The 24,802-nt window shown below is 58.2% G+C and carries 19 protein-coding genes and 1 pseudogene; 16 read left to right on the top strand and 4 right to left on the bottom strand.

The window, feature by feature from the left end:
- Nucleotides 1–3 precede the first annotated feature (3 nt).
- From VGC62_RS05695 to VGC62_RS05685, 3 genes are read right to left on the bottom strand one after another with little or no spacing between them, the layout of a single operon-like run.
- Nucleotides 4–366, bottom strand: coding sequence for an IacB protein (locus VGC62_RS05695; RefSeq protein ID WP_331186092.1), 363 nt, complete (start codon nt 364–366; stop codon nt 4–6).
- Between the two features lie 19 nt (nt 367–385).
- Entirely contained in the window at nt 386–1,558 is a 1,173-nt protein-coding gene (gene iacA, locus VGC62_RS05690; protein ID WP_331186091.1) for an indole-3-acetate monooxygenase, read from the bottom strand.
- Between the two features lie 14 nt (nt 1,559–1,572).
- Nucleotides 1,573–2,694, bottom strand: a complete 1,122-nt coding sequence (locus tag VGC62_RS05685) for an amidase (protein WP_331186090.1) — start codon at nt 2,692–2,694, stop codon at nt 1,573–1,575.
- A gap of 683 nt (nt 2,695–3,377) precedes the next feature.
- Here VGC62_RS05685 and VGC62_RS05680 point away from each other — a divergent pair.
- The 15 genes and pseudogenes from VGC62_RS05680 (at nt 3,378) to VGC62_RS05615 (ending at nt 19,485) form a co-directional block, all read left to right on the top strand.
- Nucleotides 3,378–4,526, top strand: coding sequence for an ABC transporter substrate-binding protein (locus tag VGC62_RS05680; RefSeq protein ID WP_331186089.1), 1,149 nt, complete (start codon nt 3,378–3,380; stop codon nt 4,524–4,526).
- A 127-nt stretch (nt 4,527–4,653) separates the two neighbouring features.
- Nucleotides 4,654–5,691, top strand: a complete 1,038-nt coding sequence (locus tag VGC62_RS05675; protein WP_331186088.1) for a branched-chain amino acid ABC transporter permease — start codon at nt 4,654–4,656, stop codon at nt 5,689–5,691.
- Nucleotides 5,688–7,490, top strand: coding sequence for a branched-chain amino acid ABC transporter ATP-binding protein/permease (locus VGC62_RS05670; protein WP_331186087.1), 1,803 nt, complete (start codon nt 5,688–5,690; stop codon nt 7,488–7,490). Before VGC62_RS05675 ends, VGC62_RS05670 begins: the two co-directional genes overlap by 4 nt.
- A gap of 29 nt (nt 7,491–7,519) precedes the next feature.
- Nucleotides 7,520–8,257: an ABC transporter ATP-binding protein gene (locus VGC62_RS05665; protein WP_331186104.1), complete on the top strand. Its 738-nt coding sequence runs from the start codon at nt 7,520–7,522 to the stop codon at nt 8,255–8,257.
- Nucleotides 8,258–8,307: 50 nt separating this feature from the next.
- Nucleotides 8,308–9,363 (top strand): 2-dehydropantoate 2-reductase, encoded by a 1,056-nt coding sequence (locus tag VGC62_RS05660; protein WP_331186086.1) that lies wholly within the window; start codon nt 8,308–8,310, stop codon nt 9,361–9,363.
- Nucleotides 9,360–10,358: a TauD/TfdA family dioxygenase gene (locus VGC62_RS05655; protein WP_331186085.1), complete on the top strand. Its 999-nt coding sequence runs from the start codon at nt 9,360–9,362 to the stop codon at nt 10,356–10,358. The genes VGC62_RS05660 and VGC62_RS05655 overlap by 4 nt, the downstream gene beginning before the upstream one ends.
- A 53-nt stretch (nt 10,359–10,411) precedes the next feature.
- Nucleotides 10,412–11,179 carry a class II aldolase/adducin family protein gene (locus VGC62_RS05650; RefSeq protein WP_331186084.1) on the top strand — a complete coding sequence of 256 codons (768 nt, stop codon included), beginning with the start codon at nt 10,412–10,414 and terminating at the stop codon, nt 11,177–11,179.
- Between the two features lie 17 nt (nt 11,180–11,196).
- A pseudogene (locus VGC62_RS27605) lies at nt 11,197–11,529 on the top strand (PAS domain-containing protein); the annotation flags it as partial.
- Between the two features lie 345 nt (nt 11,530–11,874).
- The gene (locus VGC62_RS27600; RefSeq protein WP_414705747.1) at nt 11,875–12,756 is read left to right on the top strand and encodes a methyl-accepting chemotaxis protein; all 882 of its coding nucleotides are present in this window, start codon (nt 11,875–11,877) and stop codon (nt 12,754–12,756) included.
- A 139-nt stretch (nt 12,757–12,895) separates the two neighbouring features.
- Nucleotides 12,896–14,593, top strand: coding sequence for a GMC family oxidoreductase (locus VGC62_RS05640; protein ID WP_331186082.1), 1,698 nt, complete (start codon nt 12,896–12,898; stop codon nt 14,591–14,593).
- A 75-nt stretch (nt 14,594–14,668) separates the two neighbouring features.
- The gene (locus tag VGC62_RS05635; RefSeq protein WP_331186081.1) at nt 14,669–15,562 is read left to right on the top strand and encodes a SphA family protein; all 894 of its coding nucleotides are present in this window, start codon (nt 14,669–14,671) and stop codon (nt 15,560–15,562) included.
- Between the two features lie 23 nt (nt 15,563–15,585).
- Nucleotides 15,586–17,073, top strand: a complete 1,488-nt coding sequence (locus tag VGC62_RS05630; protein ID WP_331186080.1) for an aldehyde dehydrogenase family protein — start codon at nt 15,586–15,588, stop codon at nt 17,071–17,073.
- Between the two features lie 173 nt (nt 17,074–17,246).
- Nucleotides 17,247–18,191, top strand: coding sequence for a transcriptional regulator FeaR (feaR, locus tag VGC62_RS05625; protein WP_331186079.1), 945 nt, complete (start codon nt 17,247–17,249; stop codon nt 18,189–18,191).
- Nucleotides 18,188–18,472 carry a hypothetical protein gene (locus VGC62_RS05620; RefSeq protein WP_331186078.1) on the top strand — a complete coding sequence of 95 codons (285 nt, stop codon included), beginning with the start codon at nt 18,188–18,190 and terminating at the stop codon, nt 18,470–18,472. The genes feaR and VGC62_RS05620 overlap by 4 nt, the downstream gene beginning before the upstream one ends.
- 536 nt (nt 18,473–19,008) lie before the next feature.
- The gene (locus tag VGC62_RS05615; protein WP_331186077.1) at nt 19,009–19,485 is read left to right on the top strand and encodes a MarR family winged helix-turn-helix transcriptional regulator; all 477 of its coding nucleotides are present in this window, start codon (nt 19,009–19,011) and stop codon (nt 19,483–19,485) included.
- Between the two features lie 395 nt (nt 19,486–19,880).
- Here the strand turns inward: VGC62_RS05615 and VGC62_RS05610 are convergent, their stop codons facing one another.
- On the bottom strand, nt 19,881–21,173 hold the full coding sequence (locus VGC62_RS05610; protein ID WP_331186076.1) for a carbohydrate porin: 1,293 nt from the start codon (nt 21,171–21,173) through the stop codon (nt 19,881–19,883).
- Between the two features lie 991 nt (nt 21,174–22,164).
- On the opposite strand from VGC62_RS05610, the gene VGC62_RS05605 reads away from it, so the two are divergent.
- Nucleotides 22,165–24,564, top strand: coding sequence for a membrane-bound PQQ-dependent dehydrogenase, glucose/quinate/shikimate family (locus VGC62_RS05605; RefSeq protein WP_331186075.1), 2,400 nt, complete (start codon nt 22,165–22,167; stop codon nt 24,562–24,564).
- Nucleotides 24,565–24,802 lie beyond the last annotated feature (238 nt).

Below are 24,802 nucleotides of genomic sequence, written 5' to 3'. Positions count from 1 at the left end.
CGGTCACGCGCGCTGGATGATCAGTTCGCGGCCAGTGCGGGCCTCGACCTTGACGTAACGCCACAGCTTGTAGGTGCCTTCACCCACCGGCGTGGTGCGGAACAGGTTGCAGGCAGCGTGCACAGTCTCGATGTCCGGCACATCGGCCAGCAGGTAAGTGGTCCAGGGGTATCCGCTGGACGGTCCGACCATGCTCTGGTCGTCGTCCATGTTGCCGAACACCGTCACGCCTGGCAGATCGTGAATGCCGTTCCACATGGCACTGAACGCGCCCCAAACTTGCAGCTGCTCCTCGCGCAGCGCATCGAAAAAATTCTGGTTGATGCCCATGCAAAATAACACGCGCAGTGGTTTTTTTTCGCTCATGATTGGCTCCAGATAAGGGTCAGAGATAGCCCGGCAGGGGCTGCTTGCCGAAGAAGATGGCGCCGGCATTCTGGTAGGTGATATCGCCCATGAAGGCATGCTGGGTAACCACCTGGGCGTCGTTCACGCACCGCGCCAACGGGCTGCTGTTGTAGACGCCGGTCATGCCCGACAGCATCTGCGCGGTGCGCGCCACCTCGGCGGCGACGCGGGTAGCATGCGTCGAAGACAGGCGTAGCAGGTTGGTTTTCTCGGCCGACAGCGGGTCACCCGCCAGCACCGTTTGCCAAGCGTCCTCGATGGAATCGAAGAAGAAAGCTCTAGCAGCACGCAGCGCAGCCTCGGCCCTAGCGATCTCGACCTGGGCCAATGGCCGGTCGGCCACCGCCGGAGCACCGGTTACCGAGATGCGCCCAGCGGCCATATCGCGCAACTCGTCCAGGGCAGCTCGGGCAACGCCAAGACCGACGACGGACAGTACCTGGGTGGCGAAGGACAGCGAGGGGTAACGGAAGAACGGCTCCTCAAGATTGGCCGCGCCGCCGCGCACGAACGTCCACTCCTCTGGAACCACCACATCCTCGACCACCAGGTCATGACTACCGGTACCGAGCAAGCCGACGGTGTCCCAAGTCTGCTCGATGCGCGCCTTGCTTTGTGGCATTACCGCCAGGCGCGGCAGATCCAGTTTGTCACCGTTTTTCGGGGCGATACCGACGCCCACCAGTGAGGCCCCCATGCAGCCGCTGGAATACTTCCAGCGGCCGTTGACCTTGAAGCCACCCGGCACGGCCTCGGCAGGTTGCGGCGGGAAGATGCCACCGGCGAAGACTACGTCGGGGCCGTTTGCGTAGACCTGCCGGATGGTATCCAAAGGCAGCGATGCCAGGTAGACCGGGCTCATACCGAAGCTGGCGACCCAGCCGGCAGAACCGTCGGCCCTGGAAATTTCTTCGACCATGGCGCAGAACTCGCCTGGCGAGCGCTCGTCACCACCGAAGCGGCGGGGCACCAGAGCACGGTAAACCCCCAGAGTCTTGAAGGCGTCAATCACGTCTTGGGCGATATAGCCAAGGCGGTCGAATTCGCCACTACGGGCACGTTTTTTGATATCGACCAACAGTGCCGCAAAGGCCTGATTGTCGGTAATAGCGGCAGACGGCGTATTGCCGGCCAGGGTGAGCGAAGTCATGACAGGATCCACGATCAGAGAAGGTTGGAATCGAGACGCCGCAACAACTCGCCAGCGACCGCCAAAAGCAGTTCGTCAGCGCCTTTGGCGGCGATGAGTTGCAGGCCGACCGGCAAACCGGATTCCCCTTCAAAGGGAATGCTCAGTGCCGGATGACCAGAAAGATTGAAAGGCCTCACGAACGCGGTCATCCCCAGCACCGCACGGGTGTCTGCCGCGTCCTCGAGACGCAATGGGTAGTCAGGCATAGTCGGCAGGACCAAAACCGCAAAGCGCTCCAGGGCAGCATCCACCTCGGCGGTAAACGTGATGCGCACTCGCTCGGCGGCGGCCAGCGCTTCATCGCTGGTCTGCCCGGCCGCCTGCAGGCGGCCGGCGACATCCGGGGCGACCAAGCCGGTATCGAGCAGATGCCCGCAGGCATTCCAGGTCTCGCGGTTGATCACCACCATGCCGGCATCATAGGCGGCCTGCATGCTATTGAGCTGTACATTGCCGAGCGTGAGGTTGGTGGCATGAAGCACGGCGTCGATAGCGCGCTGCACCTCACTCGATGCCTCCACCGAGACCACACCGAGACAAATGTCTGCGACTTCCGGTAATGGCTTGAACGAAGGATCAATGATGCGCATCGACTCAACCAGCAGGGACAAGCGGCTCGCGAAGGGGCCGACGCAATCCAGGCTGCTCTGCGCGGGCATCACCCCCCGACGATCAATGCGGCCGAACGTAGGCTTAAAGCCGAACACACCGCAACAGCACGCAGGAATGCGCACAGACCCACCGGTATCGGAGCCCAGGGAAAAATCACAGAGCCCAGCAGCGACGGCCGCCGCCGAGCCACTGGAGGAGCCGCCAGGAATACGTCCGGGATATCGCGGATTCTCGGCAGTACCGGCGTAATGGTTGATGCCGGTAGTGCCATAGGCAAGCTCGTGCAGAACGGTCTTGCCGATAACCTGGCAACCACCGTTAAACAACGCATCGACCACGGTGGCGTTCTGTGTAGCCGGGCCGACATCCTGTAGCGCCCTACTGGAGGCCCGGGTCGGATAGCCAGAGATATCGATGGTGTCCTTCACCATCACCTTCAGGCCAGTGCCCCCTACCTGCATTTGCTCGATCACCATCGTCATGCCATCTACCTTCTCGAACGTTGTTGGCGTGGCGAGCCCGAGGCCGCCGATTCGCTAAATCTAAAATCGCCACAATTACGTGAATTGTCAATTGAATTATACGTAAAAATATCTCCATCCAAATTGGTGCAAATTTCCATGAAATGCACCGGCAGCGTGCAGATTTGTAACGCTTTATAAAAAGCTGTAAACCCGTAAAAATTTATAAAAAAATAGATATAAAACAAATAGATAAGTCTATAAATCTTAAGATTCTGTAACCAAACGAGTGTTACCAGATTGATTTTTCAGTCAAAAACAAAGAACAAAAAAACACCTATTTCCAAAGAAATATTTGTCATTTTTCACCTTAAAAAATGGTGTTTTTTATATGACGTTTAACCAATAAAAATCACAAAAAAAATCACTTAAATCACTGTTTTTACTGGTGATACGAGTGCCCAAAGGCGATTGGCGATTGACGTTTTTTTTCAGTCGCGGGGGAGACGCGCGGGGTACGCGCACTGCTGGTGCAGCTCAAGTTCTGGCATGCAATCTGCAATTTCGTCGTTAGCACGCCGACTGCTGTCAGGCGGTGATGCTTTCACCGGTGAATATCACCGGGCGCATTACGAGAGGCTATGCCGATACCCCTAGGTACCGCAGCTCAGCCCGCTTATTAGCCTTGCACCCTGGAGCACGACATGCTGTTCAAGAAAGCTGTGTCCACCCTGATGTTGAGTGCGCTCTGCGCGTCGATGGCGGCTCAGGCCGATGTGAAAGTCGGTGTCATCACCTCTTCGACCGGGCCTATCGCCCTGGTCGGTATCCCGCAGAAGAACAGCGTGGCGCTCATGCCGAAAAAAGTCGGCGACCAGAACATCACTTACATTTCACTGGACGACGGCAGCGACCCGACGGCCTCGGTGAAGGCGTTCAAGAAACTGATCGACGAAGAACATGTCGACGCAATCATCGGCCCAAGTGGCTCACCCAATGCCATGGGGGTGATCCAGTTTGCCGCCGAGTCGGGTACGCCAATGCTCGCCCCTACCGGAAGTGCGGCCGTGGTGCTACCGATGACTGAGCAGAAAAAATGGGTATTCAAGACAACCCAGAACGATGACCTGATCGCCCAAGCGCTGGTCGAGCACATGGTCAAGAGCGGCGTGAAGACACTCGGCCTGATCGGCACCGCCGACCCCTATGGCGAGAACTGGGGCAAAGTCATGACTGCCCTGGCCGACAAGAACGGCATAAAAATCGTCGCCAACGAGCGCTTCCAGCGTCAGGACACATCCACCACCGGCCAGAGCCTGAAAATCCTCATGGCTAAACCCGACGCCGTACTGATCGCCGCACCGGGCAGCTCGGCAGTGATGCCGCAGACCACGCTGTTCGACCAGGGTTACAAGGGCCAGATCTACCAGACCCACGGCGCAGCCCTGCCAGCGTTCCTGCAACTGGGCGGGCGCAAGGTCGAAGGCACCATCCTTGCTGCCAGCCTGATGCTGGTGATTGATGAGGTGCCGGACGACAACCCATCCAAAAGCGTGGCACGCAAATACATCGATGATTACACCCAGCTCAATGGCCGTGAGCCGGCGACCTTCGGCGCTAATGTCTACGATGCCGGTTTGCTGCTGGAGCAGGCCATTCCAATCGCGTTGCACAAAGGCAAACCAGGTACCGCCGAGTTCCGTTCGGCACTGCGCGATGCACTGGAACAGACCCATGAGCTGGCCGGGACCCAAGGCGTTTACAACATGAGCCCCGAAGATCACAGCGGTTTCGATAAACGCGGCCGCGAGCTGATCACCGTCAAGGACGGTAAATGGGTGTTGCTCAAGTAACCCCGCAGCTATTCCTTAGCCGGTGCCTGGCATCGGCCGTACGTTAGACGCCAGACCGCTACCTGCCCCCCAGGGCCGGTACCCGCTGCGCGCGATACGAATCCTGTCATCGAAGGATGTTGCCTCAATGAATTTTCAGATAGCCATGCTGCTAGGCCAGGATGGCGTGACCAACGGTGCGATCTACGCACTGCTGGCGCTTTCCATTCTCCTAGTCTTTACCGTGACACGGATTCTGTTGATCCCCCTGGGTGAGTTCGTCACCTTCGGCGCACTGACCATGGCGGCGGTGCAAGCTGGCCAGCCAACCAAACTGGTCTGGCTGCTGCTGCTCCTGACGGTGATCGACTGCGCCTTGGATCTGCTCGGCAAATTGCGCAAAGGCCACGGCATGCGTCTGCCCAAATGGCTGGCGATCAAGCTCGCCTATGCCGTGTGCATGGTGTTGCTGGTACAGAACCTATTACTGGCAGAACTGCCCATGGCGATCCAGGCCCTGCTAGTCCTGGCCCTACTGGTGCCGATGGGCCCACAGATGTATCGCCTGTTCTTCCAGCCCATCGCCGGCGCCCACTCGCTGGTGCTGCTGATCGTCTCGATTGCCGTGCACGTAGCCATGGTCGGTGTCGGCCTGCTGCTGTTCGGCCCCGAAGGTGCACGCACTCGGCCGTTCTCCGAGGCGGGGCTGGAGCTCGGCCCGGTGACACTGAATAGCCAGACACTGTGGGTCATCGCTGTCTCGCTGGGCTTGATCGTCGGCCTGTTCCTGTTCTTCGAACGCAGCCTGTATGGCAAGGCGCTACGCGCCACCGCAGTGAACCGCATGGGTGCACGGCTGATGGGTATATCGCCGAGCCTGGCGGGTAAAACAACCTTCGCCATGGCGGCCTTCATCGGCACCCTTTCGGGGATTCTCATCGCCCCGATCACCACCCTGTATTTCGACTCCGGCTTCATCATCAGCCTGAAAGGCTTCGTTGGCGCCATCATCGGCGGCCTGGTCAGCTACCCCATCGCCGCCCTGGGCGCGCTGGCGGTCGGCCTGGTAGAAGCCTTCTCGATGTTCTGGGCCAGTAACTACAAAGAGATCATCGTGTTTACCCTAATCATCCCGTTCCTGCTCTGGCGCTCGCTGACTAGCCGTCACGTGGAGGAAGAAGAATGAAGCCGCGTCTACTCATCACCCTGCTGGTCATCCTCCTCGGCGTCGCGCCGCTGCTACTGCCGACCTTCCAGATTACCCTGCTCAACTATATAGGCCTGTATGCCCTGGTAGTGCTGGGCCTGGTCCTGCTCACCGGCGTCGGTGGCATGACCAGCTTCGGCCAAGCGGCTTTCGTCGGCCTCGGTGCGTATACCAGCGCTTATCTGACCACCGCCGAGCAACTGCCCGTCTGGCTCGCCTGGACCGCCGGCTCACCCTGGCTGTCTCTGCTGGTGGGCATCGCCCTCACCGCCTGCGTAGCCCTGCTGCTCGGTGCCATGACCCTGAAACTGTCCGGGCACTATCTGCCGCTCGGCACTATCGCCTGGGGCATTTCGCTCTACTACCTGTTTGGCACCTTGGATGGGCTGGGCAGCCAGAGCGGAATCGCCGATCTACCGTCAATCTCATTGTTCGGTCTAACGCTGGATAAGGGCGAGAAGATCTACTACCTGATCTGGGCCGTATTACTGGTCGCCATCCTGATCACCCGTAACCTGCTCAACTCCCGCGAAGGCCGAGCCATTCGCGCGCTCAAGGGTGGCCAGGTGATGGCTGAGTCGATGGGCGTGAATACGTTCCGCTCCAAGCTGGTGGTGTTCCTCATCTCCGCCCTGTTCGCCGCGGTCTCGGGATGGCTCTACGCACATACCCAGCGCTTCGTGAACCCGACGCCGTTTGGCCTGAACATGGGCATCGACTACCTGTTCATGGCGCTGATCGGTGGCGTCGCCAGCGTTTGGGGCGCGCTGCTCGGCGCCGGCATCCTGACCATGCTTAAACAGTGGCTGCAGGACTGGCTGCCGATGCTGATAGGCAGCCAGGGCAACTACGAAACTATCGTCTTCGGCCTGCTCATCGTGCTGCTAATGCAACGTGCTCCAAATGGCCTGTGGCCGCTGTTGGTGCGCCTGGTACCGGCGCGCTGGCGCCACGGTCATAACACGCCCAGGGCTGATGACCAGCCGAGCGGTCTGCCGCGCCGAGACCTGCCAGCCAGCGGCCAGTTGATCCTTAAAGCATGTAACGTGACCAAGCGCTTCGGCGGCCTGGTCGCCAACAACCAGATGAACCTGTCGATCCACACTGGAGAAATCCTCGCCCTGATCGGCCCCAACGGCGCAGGCAAGAGCACCATGTTCAACCAGCTCTCCGGGGTCGATATCCCCACCGAGGGCGAGGTGCTGTTCCTGGGCGAGAAGATCAACGGCATTCCCTCGCGGCGCATCGCCCAAATGGGCATGAGCCGCACCTTCCAGCACGTGAAACTGCTACCGACCATGAGCGTGCTGGAGAACGTCGCCATCGGCGCCCACCTGCGTGGCACCAAGGGCATCGTACCGTCGCTGCTGCACCTGGAGCGCGCCGAAGAAGCAGACTTGCTGCGTGAAGCCCGCCGCCAACTGGAGCGGGTCGGCCTCGGCGACTACCTCTATGAAGAGGCCGGCAGCCTCGCCCTTGGCCAGCAACGCATCCTGGAAATCGCCCGCGCACTGTGTACCGACCCGTGCCTGCTGCTGCTCGACGAGCCCGCCGCCGGCCTGCGTCATAAGGAGAAGCAAGCCCTCGGCGAGCTGCTGCGCAAGCTGCGGGGCGAAGGCATGGCGATCCTGCTGGTGGAGCACGACATGGACTTCGTCATGGGCCTGGTGGACCGCGTCACGGTAATGGAATTCGGCCAGAAGATCGCCGAAGGCCTACCGGACGAGGTGCAGGAAAACCCGGCGGTACTCGAAGCCTATCTCGGCGCAGCGGAGTGAAGACCATGAGCAACCAACCTCGCAACACCCTGCTCGAAGTGAAAAACCTGAGCGTGGCCTATGGCAAGGTCGAAGCGCTAAGCAATGCCAGCCTGACCGTCGGCGAAGGCCAGATCGTCACCGTGATCGGCCCCAACGGCGCCGGCAAGACCACCCTACTCTCGGCGATCATGGGCGTGCTTGGATCCAAGGGCCAGGTCAACTTCGACGGAACCCTGGAAGCCGTACCGGAAGTCGAAGTGCTGGTCGGGCGCGGTCTGGGCCTGGTGCCGGAAAAGCGCGAGCTGTTCGCCAGCATGAGCGTCGAGGACAACCTGCGCCTCGGCGGCTTCATGCGCTACCGCAGGGGCGACAAGTACCTCGACGGCACCCTCCAGGAAGTCTATAGCCTGTTCCCGCGGCTGTTCGAACGACGCAAGCAAGAGGCATTCACCCTTTCCGGCGGCGAGCGACAAATGCTCGCCGTGGGCCGGGCGCTGATGGCCAAGCCAAAACTGCTGATGCTCGACGAACCGAGCCTGGGTCTTGCGCCGCTGATCACTCGCGAGATCTTCCGCATCATCGCCGACCTGCGGCGCCAGGGTGTGTCGATCCTGCTGGTGGAACAGAACGCCCGTGCCGCACTGCGTGTTGCCGACTATGCCTACGTGCTGGAAACCGGACAGATCGCCATGCAGGGCCCGGCCGCCGAACTGGCCGATGACCAGCGGGTGATCGAGGCCTATCTCGGCATGGCCAGCAAGCACCAGGAAATGCTCGCGACCTGAGCCACCACGCGCCTGCGTTGCGGGCGCGCCCTCTTGCAAGGAGAAGCCCCATGGCTCGCTCGAAATTTCCACGCCTGTGCATTGTTGGCGCTGGCGCCATCGGCTGCACCCTGGCGGCACGCTTGGCCAGTGCAGGCCTACCGGTGAGCATGCTCGCCCGTGGCAGCACACTCGCCGCACTAAACAAAAACGGCGTACACCTGTCCGACCTGGATGGTGAGCATCACGCCCAGGTAAACGCCAGCGACGACTGCGTTTTGCTCAGCGAGCAGGACGTCGTTTTTCTCTGCGTCAAGGCACACGCTTTACCCAAGCTAGTCCCCAGCCTGGCTCCTTTGATCGGCCCACATACCACCGTAATTCCGGTCGTAAACGGCGTGCCATGGTGGTACTTCCATGGCGAGTCCGGAAGTATGGCTGGTCAACCTGTGCATGCAGTTGATCCAGGCGGAGCCCTGCTGGCATCTCTCGATCCGGCACATATTCTCGGGTGCGTAGTATTCATCACCGCAGAAACTATAGGCCCAGGACAGGCACGCTCACACAACCCGCACCTGATGATTCTTGGCGAGCCTAACAACCGCAAAAGCCAACGACTCGAAACGATCCGTCAACTGATTCAGGACACGGGTATAGAAGCCAGAGCAAGTGATCGTATCCGAGACTCGCTGTGGACCAAAATCCTCGCCAATCTGACCTCCAACCCCCTGTCGGTAATCACTGGAGCAACACTCGAAGAGCTCTATAGCGAGCCCGAGTTAACCCCTCTGGTGGGGAAAATACTTCATGAAGGGCTACTCACTGCCGCGGCTTATGGCGCACGCATTGATTTCGACCCACCAACATTCATGAAGCTTGGTGCAGGCATGGGTGCAGTAAGAACTTCGATGCTGCAGGACTATCAGCATGGGCGCGCTCTGGAACTCGCCGCTATCGGTGACGCGGTAGTCGAACTTGCAGAGCACCACGGCCTCGGCGTACCCACCACTCGCGACATTCTTTCGCTAGCGCGCTTTTTAACTCGACACCCTTCACCCAGCAGCACTGACATCGTTTCAGTCGTCGCTCCCACATCTACCCCATCAGAGGAAAGGAAAAACCCATGACCCCCCTGCTTACCCAAAAAATCGATTCACCCTGCGCCTGGCGTGGCGAAGATCTGCTGAAAGACCCTGAGCAAGCCTGGATATATCACCTATCCCCTGACACGCTTGCTGTGCTTGATCGCGCCATGGTGCAGGTTAGAGATCGTGGCCTAAAGGCTCCGAACTTCACACGTGAGGATTTCTTGATACCAGAGCTGGGCAAGGAGATCCAAAACCTTGCGAACGAATTGGAGAATGGCCGCGGCTTTCTTCTCCTTCGTGGTCTGCCAGACGAGTTCTACGGCGAAGAGGAAATGGCAATTATCTATTACGGCCTGGGCCTGCACATGGGTACTCCTGTGACTCAGAATCCACGCGCCGACCTGCTGGGCGTGGTGACCGCCGTAGGCAATTCCAAAGAGAAAACTACTCGTGTCTACGAAACTAACGCCTACTTGCCCTACCACACAGATCTGTCCGATGTAGTTGGACTCCTGTCCATACGCAAGGCCAAGCAAGGCGGACTCAGCAGCCTGGTCAGCGCTGCGACCGTCTACAACGAGATCCTGGAGAGGAACCCCCACTATCTGGCGTTGCTCTATCGCCCACTATATTTCGCACACTTGGGTAATGACCTACCGGTCCCCTCTCCGATTTTCAGCTACCACGAGGATAAGCTTAGCTGTCGTTACCTTCGTGCCTATATCGAACTCGGCCACGAACAGAGCAACGTCAAGCTCTCCGAGGTAGAAGTCCAGGCGTTGGATTTGATCGACGCCATCATTCTTGACCCAGCGATCCGTCTGGACATGATGCTGGAACCCGGCGACATGCAGTTCGCCAACAATTACGCCGTAATGCATTCGCGTAGCGACTTTGAGGATCACGACGATCCAGACCTCAAACGCCGCTTACTGCGCCTGTGGCTGAAGATCCCCAATGCACGTGCACTTGCACCGGAGTTTCCGGGTCGAAACGGATTCCATGACAACCTGCGCTTGGCTCCTTGCGCCTGAAATAACGCCATCGTGCCCTGAAAGGTGCGTCCTACTGCCCTAGAGAATCCACCATGACCGCAATGATCCAGACCCTCAAGCCCGAAACCTGTAGCGACGAAGAATGGGCGCTGCGCATCAAGCTCGCCCACTGCTACCACTTGGTCGATTACTTCGGCTGGACCGAGACCATCTTCAATCACATTTCCGCACGCCTGTCTGGCCCGGCCCACCATTATCTGGTCAATCCGTTCGGCCTGAACTACAGCGAAGTCACCCCAGCCAACCTGCTCAAGGTCGACCTGCACGGTAATAAGCTCGACGAGTCACCCTACGACGGCAACCCCGCGGGCTTCGCTCTGCACAGTGCTGTGCACGGCGCGCGCGACGATATCCAGTGCATCCTACACACCCACACCACGCCGATCTCCGCCGTGGTGCAGAAAAAGCGCGGCTTCACCCATGACGACTTCTACGGTGCACAACTTTATGGCCGCATCGGTTACCACACCTTTGAAGGCATCACCCTGTTTGAAGACGAGAAGACCCGGATGATCGAAAGCCTAGGCGACAAGCACATCCTGGTACTGCGCAACCACGGTATCGCAGTTGGCGAAAGCAGCATCGAGAAAGCCTTCTTTCTGCTCTGGACGGTGCAACGCGCCGCCGAGAACCAGTGTGCCGCTGGCGCCCTGGGCGGCGAAGACAACCCGCTCGAAGCCGGTATCGCCGAGAGGTGCGCGAACCTCACCGCCATGCTGATCCGCGAGAGTAGCTTCGCCACCAAGTTCTACGACGCCATGGTGCGCAAGATGCGCGCCGAGCGCGTGCTACCCTGGTAACCGCGAGGAATCGTGCCATGAATGCCGCCATCCACCCCAACCTCCTGCACTTCGACGAACCGCCGATATCGCGCCTCGATCCACAAGGAGTGCTGCTCAGTTGCAATGCGGCCTACCTGCGGATGTGCGGCCTGCGCGAAGACGAACTGATCGGCAAACCCCACGAGCAGATCAATGACCCGCGCATGCCCGCAGTGGTCATCGACAGCATGTGGCGTGCGCTGCGTGCCGGCGTACCTTGGACTGGCCCTGTGATGGGCCGTCACAGGCAGGGCGGGCATTACTGGCACACGCTCTATGTCGTGCCGCTGTTCGATGGCGGAGAACTCTCGGCGCTCGGCACCGTCTACCAGCCGATCAGCCGTGAAGAAATACTGGCAGCCAGTACGCTCTATGCCCGCCTCGACCGTGGTCAATCGCCGTGGGCGCCAGGCCAGCGCTACACTGCGTTGCTCGCCAGCCATGGCCTTCAACTGGGTCTTGGCCTGCTCGTTCTGGGCGCAATCATCACCGCGCAACTGCCCTTGGCCACAGGTTTGCTGGCCCTCTTCACGCTGCTGCTGGCCGGGCTGCAACCGGCCCTGCGCCAGCGCCGACTGACCCGCAAGATCCTTGGCCAGTGCCGGGAAATATACAGCGAACCGCTACTGGCGCCGCTGCATAGCAGGCACGCCGACAGCAGCGCCCTGCTAGTGATGGCCCTGAACAGCCAGCGCGCGCGGATGACTACGGTGATGTCACGCATCAGCATCAACAGCGAGGTTCTGCGCCAGCAGGCACATACTTCAGCCGAAGTGGTGGAGAACACCGCCGAACAACTGAACAGGCAGGTACGCGAGACCGAACAGACCGCCGCGGCCATCAACCAGATGAGCGCCACCGTCCAGGAGCTTTCACGCAACCTGCAGAGCACCGCCCAGGCCGCGCAGAACGCCAACCAGTTGGCCCACGACGGTGAACGCCTGTCGGACGACAGCCAGAACTCCACTCAGACCATGCGCTCTTCGGTGGAAGAAATCAGCAGCGCCGTCTGCAACCTGGCCGATGCTATCGAGTCGATCGGCGGCATCGCTAGTGTGATCCAGAGCATCGCCGAACAAACCAACCTGCTGGCCCTCAATGCCACTATCGAAGCCGCCCGCGCTGGCGAATCCGGCCGGGGCTTCGCCGTGGTCGCCGACGAAGTACGCAGCCTCGCCTCACGCACACGTGACTCGACTCATGAAATCCAGCGCTCTATCGAAAGCCTGCGTAGTGGAAGCAGCAACGCTCTGACCACCGCGAAACGTGGCGAGCAGGCCGCGCTACGTGCCAGTGCGGATGTGCAGCAAACCCGCCAGGCACTGGTGCGTATCTGCGAGGAAGTCGGCCAGATCAGCAGCATGAACCTGCAGATGGCAGCTGCCATTGAGCAGCAGGGCCAGGTCGCCGAGCAGATCAACCAGCAGATCACCGAGATTGCCGGCCTCACCGAGCGCACCAGTCAGCAGGCAGGGCGCACCACCGAGATCAGCCAGACCCTGCACCAATTGGCCGAATCGCAATTGAGTCTGGCGCAGCGTTTCCTCAAGGGCTGAGATTCGTACAACCGGATGATCGGTAAAACCTGGCAAGCACGTACAACAACCTGGCCATCAGGATCAATTTCCTGTCGCTGGCAAAGGCTTGAATAGAGCCTCATAAAGATCCCTTCGGGACATTAGCGAGGCCACCCCCATGTCCACTCAGGAATACGATTACATCGTGATAGGCGCCGGCTCGGCAGGCTGCGTGGTTGCAGCCCGGCTGATCCAGCAGAATGCCGGCAGCGTGCTACTGCTTGAGGCCGGAGGCAAGGACAGCAGCCCCTTCCATACCATGCCGGCCACCGTGGTTCAGGTTTTCCAGCAGAAGTCCTGGCCGTACATGACCGTGCCGCAGAAACACTGCAACGACCGCGAAATGATCATTGCTCAGGGCAAGGTGCTCGGCGGCGGTAGCTCGGTCAATGGGATGATCTACATCCGTGGCCAACACGAGGATTACGACGACTGGGTAAAAGACTGGAACTGCCCGGGCTGGGGTTATCGCGATGTGCTGCCCTACTTCAAGAAAGCCGAAGCCAACGAGAGCCTAAGCGGTGAATTCCACGGACAGGAAGGCCCGTTGCCGGTCAGCGAGAACCGCTATCGCCACCCAATGACCATGGCCTTCGTGCGCGCTGGCCAAGAGATGGGCCTGCCCTACGTCAACGATTTCAATGGTGCATCCCAGGAAGGTGTCGGCTTCTACCAGACCACCACGCACAATGGCGCCCGTGCCAGCACCGCGCGTACCTATCTGAAATCGGTACGCGACAACAGCAAGCTGACCGTGATCACTGACGCCCTGGCGCACAAGGTGATCGTCGAGAACGCCCGCGCTACCGGAGTAAAGTTCAGCGAGAAGGATGGCGCGCCGATAATCGCCCACGCCCGCAAGGAAGTAATTCTCAGCGCCGGCGCCTTCGGCAGCCCGAAGATTCTCATGCTCTCCGGCATCGGGCCGGAGGAACACCTTGCGGGTCTCGGCATCGAGACCTTGGTCAACCTGCCGGTGGGCAAGAACTTTCATGACCACCTTCACCTGTCGCTCAACGCCACCACCCGCAAACAGAACAGCATCCTCGGCGAAGACAAGGGCCTGCGCGGCATCAAGCACATGATCCAGTGGCTGACGTTCCGTAGCGGCCTGCTGACCAGCAACATCCTCGAAGGCGGCGGTTTCGTCGACAGCCAGGGCGTCGGCCGGCCAGACATCCAGTTCATGTTCCTGCCGGTAATGGACAACTTCGACAACACCCCCGGCGAAGCCCCACCCGCCGCCGAGCATGGTCTCACGGTCAAGGTCGGCCACCTGCGCCCCAAAGCTCGTGGCGAAGTGCGCCTGCGCAGCACTGACCCAGCCGACATGCTGCTCATCGACCCCAACTATCTGGGTGACAAAGACGACCTGCAAGGGCAGATACGTGCCGTGCAAGCCGGCCTCAAGCTGATGCAACAACCAGCGTTGAAGAGCCTGATCAAGAAGATCGTCGCGCCCGAGAATATCGACTGGCAGGACACTGCCGGCATCGAGACGTTCATACGCCAGGCGATCAAGACCGTCTACCACCCTGGCGGTACCTGTTGCCTGGGTATTGATCCGGGCAGCTCGGTGGTCGACCTGCAGATGCGCGTACATGGCGTGCCGAACCTGCGAGTGATCGACCTCTCCGTATGCCCGCAGATAGCCAGCGGCAACACCAACGCGCCGGCGATCATGCTTGGCGAACGCGGTGCCGATTTCATTCTCGGCAAGGCACCGCTGACGCTGAGCGCACCACATGAGCAAACGCTGAATCTCGATGCGGTGATTGGCACACCTCAGTCACTCGTCGGCCCCAACCGCTCCTAATCGACCTTTCCCGACCTGGCGCGCATATCGCGCCAGAGCTTTCCTACGCCCTGAAACCGGATCGAGGATCACACCATGCACTTCTTCCCGCAGCGTCATCTGATCAGCGCTATTGCACTTTCCGCACTTGTCCTTGGCCAGAATGCCCAAGCCACCGAGGGTGGTGGCGGCGCCTACGCCAATGGCAGCGAAGGTTTCATGACCGGCGCCCTGCCTCCGCCTGGCAGCTACCTGATCAGCTACAACACCTATTACACCGCCGACAAGTTTGCAAATGCGAACCCGGCGTTCGACCACTTCAAAGTCAGTACCGCCGCTACCATTCTGCGCGCCATCCATGTCACTGATAAGAAGATCCTCGGTGGCGACTGGGCGATGCACGCCTTCCTGGTTGCAGCCGATGTGGACGTCAATATGGGGGCGGGCGGCCGCCAGGATCGCGCCGGCATGGGCGACCTCATCTTCAGTCCGCTGGCGGTCGGCTGGCACGCCGGAAACTGGCACTGGATTGCAGCCGTCGACCTGTACCTACCCACCGGCCGCTACGACAAGAACGAACTGGCCAACATCGGGCGTAACTACGCCACCGTCGAGCCGCTGTTCGCCTTCACCTACCGCAACCCGCAGGGTTATGAGTTCTCGATGAAGACCATGTTTGACCACAACTACGAGAACAACGACACCAAATACCGCTCAGGCAATGAACTGCACGCCGACTTCGTCGCTGCCAAGCACTTCGGCAACTGGGGTGTGGGTATCGGTGGCTACACCTACAAACAGCTCACCGGCGACAGCGGTGACGGTGCGGTGTTCGGAGACTTCAAAGGCCGCGCCACTGCACTGGGCCCGCAACTCAGCTACACAACTGCCTCGGGCTTGAACATCCAGAGCCGCTACCAACATGAGTTCGACGTATTGAACCGTCCGGAAGGCGATAAGTTCTGGCTGAACATTGCCATCCCTCTTTGATTTTATCTGCCAGGAGTCACCCCATGAGCGACATTCAATTGCTTCCCGAAGTGCAGGCGTTCCTACAACGCCAGCACGCCCATTTCGTCGATGGCGCTTACCGCTCTAGCGCCTCCGACAAGCGTATCTCGATCATCAATCCGGCCAACGGCGAAGCCATCGCCCAAGTAACCGCCGCTGATGCATCTGACGTCGAAGCGGCCGTCAGTGCAGCACACTGCGCCTTTAAAAGCAGTTGGGCCACGACCTTGCCCTATCAGCGTGGCGTAATACTCAATCGACTGGCCGATCTGCTCGAAGCCAACAGCGAAGAACTGGCCCAGTTGGAAACCCTCTGCTCAGGCAAATCTATCCACCTATCCCGGATGTTTGAAGTCGGCCAAAGCGCGGTTTTCCTACGCTACTACGCCGGCTGGGCGACCAAGATCAACGGCGAGACGATGTCCCCCTCCTTCCCGTCGATGGCCGGCGAACAGTACACCGCCTTCACCCGTCGTGAGCCAGTGGGCGTGGTGGCCGGTATCGTGCCGTGGAATTTCTCGGTAATGATCGGCGTATGGAAAATCGCTGCCGCTCTGGTCACCGGCTGTACGCTGGTGCTCAAACCCAGTGAATTCACCCCACTGACCTTGCTGCGCCTGGCCGAACTGGCAATGGACGCGGGTGTGCCAGCGGGCGTGTTGAACATCGTCAACGGCACCGGCGAAGTCGGTGCACAACTGGTCAACCACCCGCAGGTAGCCAAGGTATCGTTCACCGGTTCGGTGCCGACCGGACTCAAGGTCGGCCAGGCCGCAATGGCCGCCAACCTCACCCGAGTGACCCTGGAACTGGGCGGCAAAAATGCTGCGGCGCTGCTGCCTGACGTCGACCTCAATGCTGCCATCGGTGGGCTGATCCAAACCGGTTATATGCATCAGGGTCAGGTCTGTGCGGCACCAGAACGGCTCTACGTACCGAGTTCACGCCTGGATGAGACCCTGGAGAAATTCAGCGCGGCACTAAAAGGCATAAGCATTGGCTCGCCTCTTGATGAGAGTGTCCAGTTCGGGCCCCTGGCCAATAAGCCGCAGTTCGACAAGATGGTGCAATTCTTCGAGCTGGCACGCCAGGAAAGCCGCATCGTCTGCGGTGGTAATGCGATTGCCCGTCCCGGTTACTTCGTTGAGCCGACCCTGGTACTCGCGGGTAACGCCAAGGATCGCATCCTGCACGAAGAAACCTTCGGCCCGTTAATGTGCGTGCTGCCTTATGACGACGTCGAAGAACTTCCCGGCCTGATGAACGACTCGCCGTTCGGCCTCACCGCAAGCATCTGGACCAACGACCTGTCCAGGGCACTGCGCCTGATCCCCCAGATTGAGGCCGGCACGGTATACATCAACATGCACACCTTCCTCGACCCTTCGGTGCCCTTCGGCGGCATTAAAGCCTCGGGCACGGGCCGCGAATTTGGCAGCGCGTTTATTGACAATTACACCGAACTCAAGTCAGTGATGATCCGCTACTGAATCGCCTCTCGGGCCGGTTTACCGGCCCTGCCCTCCCTGCTCGAAAACTCACAACACTCAACTCGTTTCTGGCACGAGGAATGCTTGAATTTTCCCGTAATTAGTCATATGTGCAAAATCAATCCAATTGCGCACCAAAACTATTAGAAATCCCTTCGAGGTGCCTTGTGAGTGTGCAAAACCTCCACGATTTCGACCACTGGAATCAGGCAGTACATGCCGTGTGTGGCCGTTTTATCACGCAACGCTCCACTCGTGCGGACAATTTCATTGGCAATATCCAGCACCATCAATTGGGTGATCTGAATCTGGCGGATATTCAGGTTAACGCCTTGTCGATCCGCCGCGAACGCGGCAGCGCAAGCCGTGGTGATGATCGCTTCTATTTTCTAGTCCTGCAGCGTGAAGGCAGCATGGCGATCAACCGTAGTGCACAAACATTCACCTTGCACCCTGGCGACATGGCCCTGCTGGACTCGGCCGAGTCCTTTGAAATGCAACCGAATGGGTTGATCGCGCAACTGTCGATCCACCTCTGCCGTGACGCCGTGGATCGGCTCCTGCCTACACACGCCTGGCGCTTCGGCAAAATCGAACAGAGCGGCCTGAGCGGACGCCTGCTCCACGGCATGTTGCAGCAGATCAGTGACGGGGAGATGAATCTGGGCGCCGGCCAATCTCATGGCGCGGCATTGCAGGACGCTCTGATCAGCTTGCTGCAGCCCTCCTTACATCCCGATGATGCGCCGAACACCGGCCGCCCCCTACGGCGACTCGCTGAGCGGATGATCAACAAAACGCTGCTGGCCCCCCCGACACCAGCTGAACTGGCCGCGATGTTGAACATCTCGGTACGCCAGCTCTACCGCCAGTTTGAACTTGATGGTGACAGCATCGGACGCTACATCCAGCGCCAACGCCTGCACTGCGCCGCCCGAGATTTGGCTCAGACCGGTGATAATGCCCTACCAATCACCACCATCGCCTACAAGTGGGGCTTTACCGACTCCGCGCACTTTTCCCGGGTATTCAAGCGCCACTACAGCATGCCGCCCAAGGATTACCGTGCAAACGTCCAAGGCGCAACCAGCGCGCACAATAACCAAGGACACCCTTGAATATTGCCATCATCGCCACCGGAGCCATGGGCTGTTTGTTCGCTTTACCTCTGGTACTTGACGGCGTGCGGGGCAGCCTGGTGGAGGTTGACACGGCCAGCATCATGGCGATCGCTGAGCACGGCCTGCATTTCGGTGAACACCAACACCAGCTCAGGCTTCCCTTTAGCGGGGAAGAAATGAAGTACTGCTTGATGGGACGCGCAGATGCCTTCCCCGAACCGGGTAAGCCCTACCGTATCGAATGGACGCAATTCCAAGGCACCGCGCCAATGGTGTAGGCGATGCTCGCTGGCACATTCGACTGTTCATCTCAGGCACCGCCTTCGCTTGATCAGGGCGCATTGTCCAGCGAACTGCCGGCTTAGCGATTGCCCAGCACATGGCCGAGGCACCGGGGCCGTTCTCGCTGTACTGAGCCGTGCAGGAGGATTCGCGTATCAAGATTCCGTCGGCGTCAACGTCTATGACTCCTAAGGCCAGATCGCCATGGTGCTGAAGCATCACGGGCAGAATCCAGCCAAGGGCATCAAGCTGGTGGAAACCGGCCTCCCTGGCTCCGAAGCGGCGCTGCTTGCCGGCCAGAATATCGATGCCTAGAAAGCGCAGCGCACGCAGGAATTCTTTCGTCTGCTCGATGCCACATGGCTTACGGCACGCTTCGATCCGGCATTGGAAAACAAGAGCTGACCATCTGTTCGGACAGATCCACACACCTGCAGCACCATTGAGCTCCCTCCGCTGGCATAGTGGCGGATGCCAAATTTAGTAGAAATGTCTATGATTGTCCGTCGACTTTCACAAAGCAGTTCCTTTCATGTCCATTCCCAAGAAACGCCGTAGCCGCTACAACCCTGCCAGCGAAGACTTTCACAAGGAAGAGTTTCCTTTTTACTGGCTGGCACGCGTGTACGGGCGCTACACCATGGCCATGGAAAAGCTGCTCAAGCGGATCGACCTGGATATCCCGCGCTGGCGAGTGCTGAACATTCTCTTCGAGAACGACGACTCTAGCATTTCGGAGATTTCCGAGCACGCCGTGGCCAAGCTTTCGACCATCACAAAAATCGTCTACCGAATGAAGGATGATGGTCTGGTGGAAACCAGCCAGAGTACCCAGGACGGCCGCGTCACTCAAGTCAGCCTGACCGCAGCAGGTCGCCAGGCGTTTTTCGACATGCACGAACTCACCGACGAGTTATTCCAAAAAAGCTTTCAGGGTCTAACCGAAGCTCAACTGCGCAAACTCAACCAGGTCTTGGCGAGCATCTTCGCCAACCTGCCGGAACACTGACCCGCTTCGAGAGCTTGCCGCACCATGCTCGCTACCGTCTACTCCAACAAAATACTAGATTCTTATTAGTCCGCCAGCACCCCCGCTCGTTCAATAACCAGACCTCCGAAGTGCTGATGCAAGCTCAAGGTCTGGTTCAGCACCCTGCGGGCGAGTCCGACGCGCAAAAAAAATGCGAACGCCACCCGGCCACAAGCCGGCTTTTTAGCCACCGAAATAATCACAAGTCGAAAACCCGCCCCAGCCCTGCGCCTACGAAAATGATGATGGCCGCAACTGGAAACCGATAAGCATCGAAACTCGATGCGTATTAGACTTTTCGTGCGATTTGCTCGTAAGCACCGAACTTGCGCAAGGAGGCATCGCGTTGATGCCACCCCAAACATACGAGCCGCTTAAAACGTCGCTTTGATTTGTAATCCCGCGGCTAGGGCATTACCCCTTTTTTGGCCGAAGAACGCGCCAGGCTCTATGTAGTATTGAAGGTCGGGACGCAGCAGCAGCCATGGTGTGACTTGCGCACCATAGTTGAGCTCAAGCATTTGCTCGCCGTTGTCGAGGTTGGTGATCATGTCGGATTGGCCAGGGTTGGTCGCGGCAGCTTCTTGTACATCTCGCGTCCGCGAGTTGAGCACGGCGCGGCCATAGCCGAAAGCGATGGTGTCTTTCGGGCGGCTGGCAAAAGGCTTTTGTTTGACCAGCCCAAGCGAGTACCAGCGGCGCATCGGCGAGGTCGCCGCGTTGCTGGTGGCCGCTTGGCCGAAGAGACGTAGCACGCTTTCAGGGTCTTGCTCATCCCTCCAGATTGCCTGATCCATCAAAACATAAGCGCCAGTGCGGTTGTTGCTTTTTTCTGTACTGCCAATTTTTTGGTAGTTAGAGGTGTCGTAGTACCAACCCACTTTGTATTGGCCGTTCAGGAAGGCGTTGTTATTGAAGATCGCTTCCAGAGGCAAAATAGCGCCAGTGGTGCCGTTGCTGGGCATAGAAAATGCCTTGGAGGAGCGAGTGTTGTATTCCGGGTTGACCTGGAACACAGCAGTTTGCAGCGTCAGCGACGGGTTGACGGTGTAACGAAACTCACTGCCCCAATGTGACGTCGGGTAGTTGCCCCAGCCACTGCCGCTGGACATGGTCAACGGATGCGCACAAAAGCCGGCACTCACAAAGTTGGCCAATATTGGCATGCCACCAAATTCGGTGCCCATCGTCATAAAACCGATTTTAGTGGTCAGGTCTGGCGAAAGCAGAGTGCGCTGATAGCTGAATTCGGTCAGTCGGGTGTATTGGCCGCCGTAGTTTTCTTGCGCTGGCAGGCGGTTGCCGAGTAGGTCTTCCGTGGCACTGTGGCCGCGACGATCGTTAATCAGTATTTGCACCAGACCAGCGTCTGGGGTGTCGAGCAGTTTACTCAGATCAAACTGAGCACCAATCCGTATCTGTTGCGCATAGCGGGTGCCGCGCTTGATCCCACCATGCAAGTTGGAAATCGTTTCAGAACTGTAGTCACCTGTCAGTTTGACCCCCTCATCGACCAACCTTTGCCGTTCACCTCCCCAGTCGCCGCTGAGTGTTGAACGGCTCATCAGGTTGGAGGTGTCCGCTCGCGCTGAGGACGGGGTCAAGACCAACAGCGACAACCCGCTGCACAGGCTGCTAGCCAGCAGGGCGCGGAAAGAAAAAAGCATTTGGGATGTGTTCCTTTACAAAAATTTTTGGGGAATAGCTCAACCACACGCTGCTGCCCAGTGGGAACTGGCCAGTTCAGGATTTTCAGGTTTAGTCATATTGAATACAGTCGTAATGGCTACTGCGTCAGCACGTATCACCCACCAGAATCCCGAGTTGAGTTGATCTCTCCTCGCGCTGTATCAAGGGTGCTGATGATCTGTTTTTTTGAAGAGCAGCCCAATCATCGCGACGTAATTTGCAAGTACCCGAAGCCGTTCGGATTTTCGCCTCACACCGCCAACATCGTCCTGAAATAACTGGACTGGCAGATGTCGCCTAGCGTGAGCTGCAACACGCAAGTGTATGCCGATGGCTGTTTGGATAAATCCAAAGGTTTGAGAAATATTGTTAGTGAGACAGTAACAATCTAACGGCAATACGAATCCTGGCCTGCGATGAACAGGACACTCTGCGCAAGCCACATACTATTCAAAAAATCGTGTTCAAGAGAGGAAATGGGTCGGCAATAACTACCGTTACTGCCGATTATTACTGTTTCACCAACAATATTTCTCAAACCTTTGGATTTATCCAAACAGCCATCGGCCTATAATAAGCTCCGCTTTTCCAAACAGAGCCAGCAGGGTCCAAGCAAACAAACCACCCACGTTTCGTAGAGTTTTCAGCTATACCCACTCAGACTGAACTGCAGCATTGACCCTATTTGAACAGCAAAACTCGTTGTTAGACTGCTGGATTGAAACGAGATAGCGCCGACACCCGCGCCCAAAATGCATCGACGGCAATACGCTCCGCGAATCTCCAGTGCTCGCTTGCTACCAGCAGGACAGTGCGTCGGGATCCGACACAAGTCACGCCCAGCCAATCACGGGTCGGACTGAACATTCGGCCAAGCTGTTCGCACACAGTGCGAGCAGTTTCGTATTCACCATCAGAGCATTCACACACATGACGGATGACAATCGATCTCTAACGGGAAGGCGTTCAATGAGTAATACCGCGAGGGTGCTATTTTCCCTGCTTGTTTTTATCGTATCGCTGGCTTTGATTTATGGTGGGTTCAAGCTGGTTGCGCTGAGCGGTTCAAGTTACTACTTGATTGCAGGTGTTGCTTATTTGGTTCTGGCGGCACTTTTTCTTTTCCGTAAACAGATCGGCATTACCCTCTCCGTCATCATCTTCCTGGCGACCTGTGTCTGGGCGTTTTACGAAGTCGGTCAGTTCAGTTACTGGGAACTGCTTCCGCGCCTGGTCGTTCCGGCCATTATCCTGACCCTCAGTCTGTGGGTGGGCGCAGCTTTTCCAACGACGCCCCTGAGCACACGGCGCTTGTCTAACCGATTCGGGTTTGCCGTATTTCTTGCGCTGATCGCGACATTTATTGCCGCGTTTTACCCGCACGGCGCAATCTCGAATCCTGTCGCCGTTGCTGCCTCTTCCGGGTCAAAGGAGCCTTCCACCGGCCCTGAGAACTGGGAGTTCTTTGGCCGCAATGCGTCGGGAACCCGATTCGCTCCTTATACGCAAATAACGCCGGAAAACGTCAAGGATCTGCAAGTTGCCTGGACCTACAGAACAGGCCGTAGAACCACGGGCGCTGGTGCGGGCGTAGACGAAAACACGCCTCTGCAAATTGGCAACGTTTTGTATTCATGCACGCCGGAGAACCTGGTGACCGCTCTTGACGGCGATACCGGGAACGCAATTTGGAAATTCGATCCTCATGCCAAAAGCGCAGAGCACGTTACTTGCCGTGGCGTGGGCTATTACGACATTGATAAAGACGACAGTCTGAGCGCGACAGTCAAGGCGTCATATAGCAGCCAACAGCAATGCCGTCAGCGTATTCTGGTGTCATCGGTAGATGCCCGTTTATTTGCGCTTGATGCACATACGGGTGCCATTTGCCCGAATTTCGGCGACAACGGCTATGTCGACCTCAAGAAAGGCATGGGCCCGACGGAAGACAGCAAGCGCTATCACCCGACCTCTCTGCCTGTTGTCATGGGCCATCTCACCGTGGTTGGTGGCTGGGTACGAGATATTGTCGCAGGTGAGCCTTCCGGTGCTGTGCGTGCATTCGATGTCCTGACGGGTTCGTTGGTATGGGCATGGGACGTTGGCGCGCCAGAGGGCGAAGATACAACTGCCCCCGACCATCAGTTTGCGCTTGAAACCCCTAACGTATGGACTGTTCCTACCTACGATAAGGAGTTGAACCTGGTCTACCTGCCGACTGGCAATGGCCCGCCAGACTATTGGGGCGGTGATCGCAATCAGGCTAAAGAAAAGTTTGGTGCGGCCGTCGTCGCAGTTGACGCCTCGACCGGCAAGGTCAAATGGGTTTACCAGATGGTTCATCATGATGTCTGGGACTATGACCTGCCTTCACAGCCAGTCCTCTACGACATCAAGAATGCCGAGGGCGTAAAAACTCCGGTCTTGATTCAGACCACCAAGACCGGTCACATCTTTGTGCTGGATCGCCGCACAGGCAAGCCGGTCACAGAAGTTCAGGAGCGTCCGGTCCCTACCTCGCCAGCGGCAGAAGGCGAGCACCTGTCGCCTACGCAACCCTACTCGGCGGGCATGCCGATCATTGGTGCCGATCCACTGACTGAGAAGTCCATGTGGGGTGTGACCACCTTCGACCAGATGTATTGCCGGATCATGTTCAAGGACTCCGTCTACGTCGGGCCGTTTACTCCTCCAACGGAAAAGCCGTATATCGAATGGCCTAGTCTGTTGGGCGGCATGAACTGGGGCGGCATCTCCATTGACGAGAACACAGGCATGATGTTCGTCAATGACATGCGCATGCCGCTGCGGATGTCGTTGGTTACTCGGGAAAATACCAAGAAGTTCAAAGTGTCGACCGATGAAGTTCCTGGCTTCATGGGTACGATTCGTCCGCAAGTCGCTGGCATCTATGGCGGTGTGAAAATCGACATACTTCAGTCTCCACTGGGTGTGCCATGTAACAACCCACCCTTTGGCAGCATGAGTGCTATCGATCTCAATACTCAGAAACTGGTCTGGCAGGTTCCAATGGGTACCGTCCAGGATACCGGCCCTCTGGGTATTAAAACGCACATGCAGATACCTCTGGGCATGCCGACACTTGGCGGCCCAACTTCGACGGCGTCTGGCTTGGTGTTCTTTGCTGGTACCCAGGATTACTACTTGCGTGCGCTCGACTCGGCAACAGGTAAAGAGGTCTGGAAGGCTCGCTTGCCGGTGGGTGCGGTTGCGGCCCCCCTCATCTATATGTCACCGACCACCGGGAAGCAGTACGTGGTCATCTCCGCGGGAGGCATGAGCCATTCACCTGACGTAGGTGACTACATCATTGCTTATGCATTGCCGGATCGTATTACCAAGAAATAAGGCTTCAGTTAAAGCCTGCTTATAAAATAATCCCCAGTTATGGGGATTATTTTTGTCTGCTAAACGTTGCTCACCACACAGCCAACAAGCGAATGGGGCGTATGCGTCCGGCCAAGTCATCTACCCAGCCCCGCAACGCCAAGACATGGTGTGCCCTTAAATTTAAGTGGGCACCAGTTCTAGCCTTTTAAGCGGGTATTTCATGCAGCCAACGCGCCGTTCCTATTCCAAATCCTTC

This window comes from Pseudomonas sp. (assembly GCF_036404235.1).
Classification (GTDB): domain Bacteria; phylum Pseudomonadota; class Gammaproteobacteria; order Pseudomonadales; family Pseudomonadaceae; genus Aquipseudomonas.
Note: the sequence above shows the minus strand (reverse complement) of the source record. Positions and strands in the feature narration are given on the sequence as shown.

Excerpts from the sequence above, each read along its gene's own strand:
- VGC62_RS05695 (WP_331186092.1), bottom strand. The coding sequence starts at position 366 with ATGAGCGAAAAAAAACCACTGCGCGTGTTATTTTGCATGGGCATCAAC.
- iacA (WP_331186091.1), bottom strand. The coding sequence starts at position 1,558 with ATGACTTCGCTCACCCTGGCCGGCAATACGCCGTCTGCCGCTATTACC.
- VGC62_RS05685 (WP_331186090.1), bottom strand. The coding sequence starts at position 2,694 with ATGACGATGGTGATCGAGCAAATGCAGGTAGGGGGCACTGGCCTGAAG.
- VGC62_RS05680 (WP_331186089.1), top strand. The coding sequence starts at position 3,378 with ATGCTGTTCAAGAAAGCTGTGTCCACCCTGATGTTGAGTGCGCTCTGC.
- VGC62_RS05675 (WP_331186088.1), top strand. The coding sequence starts at position 4,654 with ATGAATTTTCAGATAGCCATGCTGCTAGGCCAGGATGGCGTGACCAAC.
- VGC62_RS05670 (WP_331186087.1), top strand. The coding sequence starts at position 5,688 with ATGAAGCCGCGTCTACTCATCACCCTGCTGGTCATCCTCCTCGGCGTC.
- VGC62_RS05660 (WP_331186086.1), top strand. The coding sequence starts at position 8,308 with ATGGCTCGCTCGAAATTTCCACGCCTGTGCATTGTTGGCGCTGGCGCC.
- VGC62_RS05655 (WP_331186085.1), top strand. The coding sequence starts at position 9,360 with ATGACCCCCCTGCTTACCCAAAAAATCGATTCACCCTGCGCCTGGCGT.
- VGC62_RS05650 (WP_331186084.1), top strand. The coding sequence starts at position 10,412 with ATGACCGCAATGATCCAGACCCTCAAGCCCGAAACCTGTAGCGACGAA.
- VGC62_RS27600 (WP_414705747.1), top strand. The coding sequence starts at position 11,875 with ATGGCCCTGAACAGCCAGCGCGCGCGGATGACTACGGTGATGTCACGC.
- VGC62_RS05640 (WP_331186082.1), top strand. The coding sequence starts at position 12,896 with ATGTCCACTCAGGAATACGATTACATCGTGATAGGCGCCGGCTCGGCA.
- VGC62_RS05635 (WP_331186081.1), top strand. The coding sequence starts at position 14,669 with ATGCACTTCTTCCCGCAGCGTCATCTGATCAGCGCTATTGCACTTTCC.
- VGC62_RS05630 (WP_331186080.1), top strand. The coding sequence starts at position 15,586 with ATGAGCGACATTCAATTGCTTCCCGAAGTGCAGGCGTTCCTACAACGC.
- VGC62_RS05615 (WP_331186077.1), top strand. The coding sequence starts at position 19,009 with ATGTCCATTCCCAAGAAACGCCGTAGCCGCTACAACCCTGCCAGCGAA.
- VGC62_RS05610 (WP_331186076.1), bottom strand. The coding sequence starts at position 21,173 with ATGCTTTTTTCTTTCCGCGCCCTGCTGGCTAGCAGCCTGTGCAGCGGG.
- VGC62_RS05605 (WP_331186075.1), top strand. The coding sequence starts at position 22,165 with ATGAGTAATACCGCGAGGGTGCTATTTTCCCTGCTTGTTTTTATCGTA.